Raw genomic sequence first — 8,824 nt, 5'->3', positions numbered from 1 at the left:
GGACAAGGTCCGCGGCGGGGCGACCAGCGCGCTGTCGATCCAGTATGTCGCGCCGGCCGAGGCGGCCGCGTTGCGCGCCGTCGCGACCGTGGTGCGCCGCGGCCAGCGGCAGATCGCCACGGAAATCACCGTCTATGCCGAGCAGCCCGAAGCGGGCACCGTGGTGGCCAAGGCGTTGATGAACAGCGTGCTGTTTGGTTGAGCCCTGCGAGGTCTGGGCAGGCGTGGTTTGCCGCTATGGCGATGGACGCCCGCCTGCCGGTCATCCCAATGAAACGCAATTAACGGCCAGGATATGGCTTGCCACCCATGACATGCCGGGGCCGGCCAGCGGCCCCGGCATTACTGCGATCAGGCAACAGGGTTCCAGTCGCCCGGTACGCGTACCCAACCTTCCATCAGGATCCGCGCGCTGCGGCTCATGATGGCTTTCTTCACGACCCATTCGCCGTCGACCTGGGCCGCTTCGGCGCCGACGCGCAGCGTGCCCGACGGGTGGCCGAAGCGCACCGCCTGCCGTTTGCCGCCACCGGCCGCCAGATTGACCAGCGTGCCGGGAATGGCCGCCGCGGTGCCGATCGCCACGGCCGCCGTGCCCATCATCGCGTGGTGCAGCTTGCCCATCGACAGCGCGCGTACCAGCAGGTCGATGTCTTCGGCGTGCACCGGCTTGCCGCTCGACGCGGTATAGCTGGCCGGCGAGGCGACGAAGGCCACCTTGGGCGTGTGCTGGCGCCGCGCGGCCTCGTCGACGTTCTGGATCAGGCCCATGCGCACGGCCCCGTAGGCGCGGATGGTCTCGAACATCGCCAGCGCCTTCGGATCGCCGTTGATCGCTTCCTGCAGCTCGGTGCCGGTGTAGCCGATCGCATCGGCGTCGATAAAGATGGTCGGAATGCCGGCGTTGATCATCGTCGCCTTCAACGTGCCGACGCCCGGCACCTCGAGGTCGTCGACCAGGTTGCCGGTCGGGAACATCGCGCCGCCGCCGCCTTCCTCTTCGGCGGCCGGGTCCATGAACTCGAGCATGATCTCGGCGGCGGGGAAGGTCACGCCGTCCAGCTCGAAGTCGCCGGTTTCCTTGACCATGCCGTCGACGATCGGCACATGCGAGACGATGGTCTTGCCGATATTGGCCTGCCAGATGCGCACGGTCACGACGCCCTCGCGCGGGATGCGCGCGGGGTCGACTAGCCCGGCGGCGATCGCGAAGGGGCCTACCGCGGCCGACAGATTGCCGCAGTTGCCGCTCCAGTCCACGAAGGGCTGGTCGATCGCGACCTGGCCGAACAGGTAATCGACGTCGTGGTCGGGCCGGGTGCTGGGCGACACGATCACCGTCTTGCTGGTGCTCGAGGTGGCCGCGCCCATGCCGTCGATCTGCTTGCCGTAGGGGTCGGGGCTGCCGATCACACGCATCAGCAGCGCATCGCGGGCGGGCCCTGGCGACTGCGCGGCCTCGGGCAAGTCCTGCAGCCGGAAGAACACGCCCTTGCTGGTGCCGCCACGCATATAGGTGGCGGGGATGCGGATCTGGGGAAGGGAAACCATGGGTACCTCGTGCTGATTCAGGGTGGGGCGCCGAGCCGCGTTCATGCCGCCGATGCGGCGGACGCCGCCTGGGCCGCCTTGGTGGAGTCCAGGAAGTCCTGCGCGAAGCGCTGCAGCACGCCGCCGGCCTCGTAGATCGACACCTCCTCGGCGGTATCGAGCCGGCAGGTCACCGCGGTCTCGACGCGCTCGCCGTTCCTGCGGTGGATGACCAGCGTCAGGTCCGCACGCGGCTTGCGTTCGCCGATCACGTCGAAGGTCTCGGTGCCGTCGATCTGCAGCGTCAGCCGGTTGGTGCCGGGCTTGAACTCCAGCGGCAGCACGCCCATGCCGATCAGGTTCGTGCGGTGAATACGCTCGAAGCCTTCGGCGACGATCGCCTCGACGCCGGCCAGCCGCACGCCCTTGGCCGCCCAGTCGCGCGACGAGCCCTGGCCGTAGTCGGCGCCGGCGATGATGATCAGCGGCTGCTTGCGCTCCATATAGGTCTCGATCGCTTCCCACATGCGCACGACCTTGCCGTCCGGCTCGATGCGTGCCAGCGAACCCTTCTTGACCTTGCCGTCGACTACCGCCATTTCATTGACCAGCGTCGGGTTGGCGAAGGTCGCGCGCTGCGCGGTCAGGTGGTCGCCGCGGTGCGTCGCGTACGAGTTGAAGTCTTCCTCGGGCAGGCCCATCTTCGCCAGGTATTCGCCGGCGGCGCTGTCGGGCAGGATCGCGTTGGACGGAGACAGATGGTCGGTGGTGATGTTGTCGCCGAGCACCGCGAGCGGACGCAGGCCCTTGAGCGTGCGCTCGCCGGCCAGCGCGCCTTCCCAGTACGGCGGGCGGCGGATATAGGTGCTCTGTGGCCGCCAGTCGTACAGCGGACTGATCGTCTCGGCGTTGCCGGCCTGCACCGCGAACATCGGCTCGTAGACCTTGCGGAACTGCTCCGGCTTGACGCTTTGCGCGACGATCGCGTCGATCTCCTCGTCGCTCGGCCAGATGTCCTTCAGCGTCACCGGTTGGCCGTTCTGGTCGTGGCCCAGCACGTCGCGCTCGATATCGAATCGGATGGTGCCCGCGATCGCGTAGGCCACCACCAGCGGCGGCGAGGCCAGGAAGGCCTGCTTGGCGTAAGGGTGGATGCGGCCGTCGAAATTGCGGTTGCCGGACAGCACCGCGGTCGCATACAGATCGCGTTCGACGATCTCCTGCTGGATCGCCGGGTCGAGCGCGCCGGACATGCCGTTGCAGGTCGTGCAGGCGAACGCGACGATGCCGAAGCCCAGCTGCTCGAGCTCGGGCAGCAGGCCGGCTTCCTCCAGATACAGCTGCACGACCTTGGAGCCCGGTGCGAGCGAGGACTTGACCCACGGCTTGCGCGTCAGGCCGCGCGCGTTGGCGTTGCGTGCAAGCAGGCCGGCGGCGATCACGTTGCGCGGATTGCTGGTGTTGGTGCAGCTGGTGATGGCGGCGATGATCACGGCGCCGTCGGGCATCTGCCCCGGCACCTCTTCCCACCTGGCGGCGATGCCGCGTTCGGCGAGCGCGGTGGTCGGCAGGCGCTTGTGCGGGTTCGACGGGCCGGCCATGTTGCGGACCACGGTCGACAGGTCGAACTCCAGCGTGCGCTCGTATTCGGCGTGCTGCAGCGTATCGGCCCACAGGCCGGCGGTCTTCGCGTAGCTCTCGACCAGGCGCACCTGCTCGTCGCTGCGCCCGGTCAGCCGCAGATAGTCGGTGGTCTGGCCGTCGATGAAGAACATCGCCGCGGTGGCGCCGTATTCGGGCGCCATGTTCGAGATCGTCGCGCGATCGCCCAGTGTCAGGCTGGCCGCGCCTTCGCCGCGGAATTCGAGATAGGCGCCGACCACGCGCTGGCTGCGCAGGAATTCGGTCAGGGCCAGCACGATATCGGTCGCGGTGATGCCCGGCTGCGGTTTGCCGCGCAGCTCGACGCCGACGATATCGGGCAGCCGCATCCACGAGGCGCGGCCCAGCATCACGTTCTCGGCCTCGAGGCCGCCCACGCCGATGGCGATCACGCCCAGCGCGTCGACATGGGGCGTGTGGCTGTCGGTGCCGACCAGCGTGTCGGGGTAGGCGACGCCGTCGACCGCATGGATCACCGGGGACATCCGCTCCAGATTGATCTGGTGCATGATGCCGTTGCCCGGCGGGATCACGTCGACGTTCTTGAACGCCTTCTTTGTCCACTCGATGAAGTGGAAGCGGTCCTCGTTGCGGCGCTCCTCGATCGCGCGGTTCTTGGCGAAGGCGTCCTTGTCGAAACCGCCATGCTCGACCGCCAGCGAATGGTCGACGATCAGCTGGACCGGCACCACCGGATTGACCTGGGCCGGATCGCCGCCCTGGTCCGCGATCGCATCGCGCAGGCCGGCGAGATCCACCAGCGCGGTCTGGCCGAGGATGTCGTGGCAGACCACGCGCGCGGGGAACCACGGGAAGTCCAGTTCGCGCTTGCGTTCGATCAGCTGCGTCAGCGCGGCGGTCAGCAGCGACGGGTCGCAGCGGCGCACCAGGTTTTCGGCGAGCACGCGCGAGGTGTAGGGCAGCTTGTCATAGGCGCCAGGCTGGATCGCATCGACCGCGGCGCGTGCGTCGAAATAGTCCAGGCCCGTGCCGGGCAGCGGTTTGCGGAAGGCAGTATTCATGGGGAGGGGATCGATACGGGTCGTGCTCGGCGCGCCGTGGAATGTCTCGGGGACTGCGGGACGGAAGCGGCGCGTGGCGCGGCCGCTTCCGTTTGCGTCTGCCGGATCAGCGGCGCTTCTCGATCGGCACGAACTTCAGGTTGTCCGGGCCGATGTAGTTGGCGCTCGGGCGGATGATCTTGTTGTCGATGCGTTGCTCGATGATGTGCGCGGCCCAGCCGGAGGTCCGCGCGATCACGAACAGCGGCGTGAACATCGCGGTCGGCACGCCCATCATGTGGTAGCTGACCGCGCTGAACCAGTCGAGATTGGGGAACATCTTCTTGATGTCCCACATCGTCGTCTCCAGCCGCTCGGCGATGTCGAACATCTTCATCGAACCGGCGTCCTTCGACAGGCGGCGCGCGACTTCCTTGATCACCTGGTTGCGCGGATCGCCGGTCGTGTAGACCGGATGGCCGAAGCCGATCACGACCTCCTTGTTCTCGACGCGGCGGGTGATGTCGGCCTGGGCCTCGTCGGGCGTGTCGTAGCGCTTCTGGATCTCGAACGCGACCTCGTTGGCGCCGCCGTGCTTCGGGCCGCGCAGCGCGCCGATCGCGCCGCAGATCGCCGAGTAGATGTCGGAGCCGGTGCCGGCGATCACGCGGCCGGTGAAGGTCGACGCGTTGAATTCGTGCTCGGCGTACAGGTTCAGCGAGGTGTGCATCGCGCGTTCCCACAGCTCGCTCGGCTTGCGGCCGTGCAGAAGATGCAGGAAGTGGCCGCCGATCGAATCGTCGTCGGTCTCGACCTCGATGCGCCGGCCGTTATGGCTGTAGTGGTACCAGTACAGCAGCATCGAGCCGAGCGAGGCCATCAGGCGGTCGGCGATGTCGCGCGCGCCCGGCAGATTGTGGTCTTCCTTCTCGGGCAACACCGTACCCAGCACCGACACGCCGGTGCGCATCACGTCCATCGGGTGGGCCGAGGCCGGGACCCATTCGAGGGCCGCCTTGACGTTGGCGGGCAGCCCGCGCAGCGCGCGCAGCTTGGCCTTGTAGCCGGTCAGTTCGGCCTGGGTCGGCAGCTTGCCGTGCACCAGCAGATAGGCGATCTCTTCGAACTCGCAGGTCTCGGCGACGTCGAGGATGTCGTAGCCGCGATAGTGCAGGTCGTTGCCGCTGCGGCCGACCGTGCACAGTGCGGTATTGCCGGCGACGACGCCGGACAGCGCGACGGATTTCTTGGGCTTCGGGGTGGCTTGCGCCGGAGTGGCTTCGGACATGTCGTCTCCTTGCTTCGCTCTGTTCTGGTTACTTGGCCTTGGCTTGCGCGAACAGCGCATCCAGCTTCTGTTCGTACGCATGGTAGCCGATGCTCTCGTAGAGCTCGGCGCGCGTCTGCATGGTGTCCAGCACGTTCTGCTGCGTGCCGTCGCGGCGGATCGCCGCGTAGACGTTCTCCGCGGCCTTGTTCATCGCGCGGAACGCCGACAGCGGGTAGAGGATCATCGCGACGCCGGCGCCGGCCAGCTCGTCGCGCGTAAACAGCGGCGTGGCGCCGAACTCGGTGATGTTGGCCAGCACCGGGACCTTCACTGCGTCGACGAACTTGCGGTACATCGACAGGTCGGTCATCGCCTCGGGGAAGATCGCATCGGCGCCGGCCTCGACGCAGGCCACCGCGCGTTCGATCGCCTTGTCCAGCCCCTCGACCGCCAGCGCATCGGTGCGCGCCATGATGACGAAATGCTCGTCGGTACGGGCATCGACCGCCGCCTTGATGCGGTCGACCATCTCGTCCTGCGAGACGATCTCCTTGTTGGGCCGGTGGCCGCAGCGCTTGGCGCCGACCTGGTCCTCGATGTGCATCGCGGCCGCGCCGAACTTGATCAGCGAGCGGGTGGTACGGGCCACGTTGAACGCCGAGGCGCCGAAGCCCGTGTCGACATCGACCAGCAGCGGCACGTCGCAGACGTCGGTGATGCGGCGGATGTCGGTCAGCACGTCGTCGAGGTTCGAGATGCCGAGGTCGGGCAGGCCCAGCGAGCCGGCCGCGACGCCGCCGCCGGACAGATAGATCGCGCGGTAGCCGGCGCGCTTGGCCAGCAGCGCGTGGTTGGCGTTGATGGTGCCGACGACCTGCAGCGGCTGCTCGTCGGCCAGGGCCTGGCGGAAACGGGCGCCCGCCGAGCGGGCCAGGTCTTGGGAAGTCAGGGTCATGGTGGCGTCCTGGGTGAGCGGAATGCCGGCAGCGCGCAAGCGGCGTGCCAGCAGGGCGGCGCGGTGCGGGATGGCCTGGTCTGGCCAGTCCGGACAAGGGATTGTGGGAAGTCTGGTCGATACAGGTGGCGTTATGGGCGCTTGCGTTGAATTTCAATGTTGAAATTCACGGTCGCCGATTGAAATGCAACGCCGGGCGGCGCAGAATGCCTCGTTGGCGCGTCAACGTCCTATTGTGGCCGCTTTTGTTCGTCCGCTCGCTGCGGCTTGCGGCATTCGCCTTCATCTTTCGATCGATGACTTCCGCTACCCCCGCCACCCCGATCCCCCCTGGCCGGCCTCGCATCTGGGCGGTCGGCATCAGCCGGCTGTCGCGCGCCTTTGCCGATCTGATCCCTTCCTATGCGGCGCAGGCCGACTTTCGGCTGGTCGGCAAGGGCTATGAGGCGGCCGCCACCGCGATCACGCGGGAGGCCAGGGAAGGGCGGCTCGACGCGGTGGTCGCCGCGGGGTCGAATGGTGCCTATCTGCGGCAGCATGTGGACGTGCCGGTCACGCTGGTCAAGGTGACGGGGTTCGACGTGCTCAGCGCGCTGGCCACGGCGCGGCGCATCTCGTCGCGGGTCGCGCTGGTGACGCACGCCGCGACCTACCCGGAAGTCGACGAGTTTGCCCGCGCATTTGACCTTCCGATTCCGTCGTATACGTATCTGACCGAGGACGACGCCACTGTCCGCGTCAAGGCGCTGCGGCAGGAGGGCGTGGAGGTCGTGGTCGGACCCGGGCTCGTGACGGAGCTCGCGGATCGGCTTGGGCTGACCGGGGTGTTCCTGTACTCGGGGCAGTCGGTCAAGCTCGCGCTCGAGGACGCGATCGAGGCGGCGCGGCTGCGGCGCATCGAGTCGAGCCGGCGCGAGTACGTCAATACGATCCTCGCGCATCTGAACGAAGGCGTCGCGGCCGTCGATGCCGACGGGCGGATCCAGTCGTTCAATCCGGCGATGGAGCGCTTTCTGGGTACGCCGGCCGGCGATGCGGTTGGCCGCAAGCTGCAGGGGCTCGCGCCCGATCTGTCGCTCGACAGCGTGATGCGGACCGGGACCAAGGAGCTCGAGGCGATCCACAAGCTGGGCGATCGCATGGTCGTGGTCAACCGGATACCGATCGTGACGGAGGGCGGTCCCGCGGGCGCGGTGCTGACGATCCAGGATGCCAACGCGATCCAGCGGGTCGACCGCCATCTGCGCCGGCGCGCCAGTGCGCGCACGACCGGCGTTCGCTATCGGCTCGACGATCTCGCGGGCGAGTCGCCGGCAATGCGGCAGCTGCGCGAGTTGGCGCGGCGCTACGCGGCCGTCGATTCGACCGTGCTGATCAGCGGCGAGAGCGGTACCGGCAAGGAGGTGCTGGCGCAGGGCATGCACGACGCCAGTCCGCGCCGCGCGTTTCCATTCGTGGCGATCAATTGCGCGGCATTTCCGGAGGCGCTGCTCGAGAGCGAGCTGTTCGGCTACGAGGAGGGGGCGTTTACCGGCGCCCGGCGCGGGGGCAAGGCAGGCCTGTTCGAGTCCGCGCACAACGGCACGCTGTTCCTGGACGAGGTCGGCGACATGCCGCCCGCGCTGCAGACCCGGCTGCTGCGCGTGCTGCAGGAAAAGCAGGTGCTGCCGATCGGTGGCGTGGATGCGGTGCCGGTCAACGTGCGCGTGATCGCCGCGACCCATCGGGATCTCGCGGCGCTGGTGCGCGACGGCGCGTTCCGCCAGGACCTCTATTACCGGTTGAATATCCTGCGTATCGCCATGCCGCCATTGCGCGAGCGCAAGGCGGACCTGCCGGAACTGGCCGAGCTGTTGTACCGGCGCGCGCAGCAGCGGCTCGGGCTGCCGCGCCCGGAGAGCCTGCCGGAGGCCGCGCGCAGCCGGCTGATGGCGTATGGCTGGCCGGGCAACATCCGCGAGCTGGAAAACGTGGTCGAGCGGATTGCCGTGCTGCTGGCGGGGCGGGCGCTGGAAGAGCAGGCGTTGCTGCGCGAATTGCGGACGACGGTACCCGAGTTCTTCGGCAGCGAGGGGATGGAGGCGACGTCCCCCACCGTAGTCAACGCGCGCTCGGGCAACCGTTCGCTGGCTGGTGTGGCGCGTTCATCGCAGGCGGAACATATTCGCCGGGTGCTGGACGAATGCGGAGGGGATCGCGCGGCGGCGTGCCACCTGTTGGGCATCAGTCCGACCACCTTGTGGCGGCGTCTCAAGGAGGCGGCGTAGTGTCGAGATGGCGGGCACATCGATGGCCCCGCAAAAAAGGGCTTGCCACGGCTGTCACGCTCCCTTAATATTCGCCCCCTCGCAGCCGAACGGCGGCGAGGTTGGCGGGGAAGGCGAAGGCGCTGCGGTGCTGGAGTCG

General features: G+C 68.0%; 6 protein-coding genes. 2 read left to right on the top strand and 4 right to left on the bottom strand.

Annotated features, from left to right (window positions below):
* Nucleotides 1-202 (top strand): hotdog domain-containing protein (locus B551_RS08945; RefSeq protein ID WP_023263921.1); only part of this gene is annotated, 202 nt, incomplete at its 5' end.
* 149 nt (nt 203-351) lie between these two features.
* Here the strand turns inward: B551_RS08945 and prpF are convergent.
* The 4 genes from prpF to prpB all read right to left on the bottom strand — a co-directional run bounded on the left by prpF (nt 352) and on the right by prpB (nt 6,418).
* Entirely contained in the window at nt 352-1,551 is a 1,200-nt protein-coding gene (gene prpF, locus B551_RS08940; protein WP_006578723.1) for a 2-methylaconitate cis-trans isomerase PrpF, read from the bottom strand.
* Nucleotides 1,552-1,592: 41 nt separating this feature from the next.
* Entirely contained in the window at nt 1,593-4,214 is a 2,622-nt protein-coding gene (gene acnD, locus B551_RS08935; protein WP_023263920.1) for a Fe/S-dependent 2-methylisocitrate dehydratase AcnD, read from the bottom strand.
* Nucleotides 4,215-4,320: 106 nt separating this feature from the next.
* Nucleotides 4,321-5,481 carry a 2-methylcitrate synthase gene (gene prpC / locus B551_RS08930; RefSeq protein WP_023263919.1) on the bottom strand — a complete coding sequence of 387 codons (1,161 nt, stop codon included), beginning with the start codon at nt 5,479-5,481 and terminating at the stop codon, nt 4,321-4,323.
* A gap of 28 nt (nt 5,482-5,509) precedes the next feature.
* The gene (gene prpB / locus B551_RS08925) at nt 5,510-6,418 is read right to left on the bottom strand and encodes a methylisocitrate lyase (protein ID WP_043438308.1); all 909 of its coding nucleotides are present in this window, start codon (nt 6,416-6,418) and stop codon (nt 5,510-5,512) included.
* A gap of 296 nt (nt 6,419-6,714) precedes the next feature.
* Between prpB and prpR the strand changes: the two genes are divergently transcribed.
* Nucleotides 6,715-8,685 (top strand): propionate catabolism operon regulatory protein PrpR, encoded by a 1,971-nt coding sequence (gene prpR, locus B551_RS08920; RefSeq protein WP_006578720.1) that lies wholly within the window; start codon nt 6,715-6,717, stop codon nt 8,683-8,685.
* The last annotated feature ends 139 nt before the right edge of the window (nt 8,686-8,824 follow it).

The sequence above is a fragment of the Cupriavidus sp. HPC(L) genome (assembly GCF_000307735.3).
Lineage (GTDB): Bacteria > Pseudomonadota > Gammaproteobacteria > Burkholderiales > Burkholderiaceae > Cupriavidus.
This window is presented reverse-complemented; position numbering and strand designations above follow the sequence as displayed.

Bases quoted from the DNA above. Each gene is read 5' to 3' on its own strand.
- acnD (WP_023263920.1), bottom strand. From the start codon at position 4,214: ATGAATACTGCCTTCCGCAAACCGCTGCCCGGCACGGGCCTGGACTAT.
- prpF (WP_006578723.1), bottom strand. From the start codon at position 1,551: ATGGTTTCCCTTCCCCAGATCCGCATCCCCGCCACCTATATGCGTGGC.
- prpB (WP_043438308.1), bottom strand. From the start codon at position 6,418: ATGACCCTGACTTCCCAAGACCTGGCCCGCTCGGCGGGCGCCCGTTTC.
- prpC (WP_023263919.1), bottom strand. From the start codon at position 5,481: ATGTCCGAAGCCACTCCGGCGCAAGCCACCCCGAAGCCCAAGAAATCC.
- prpR (WP_006578720.1), top strand. From the start codon at position 6,715: ATGACTTCCGCTACCCCCGCCACCCCGATCCCCCCTGGCCGGCCTCGC.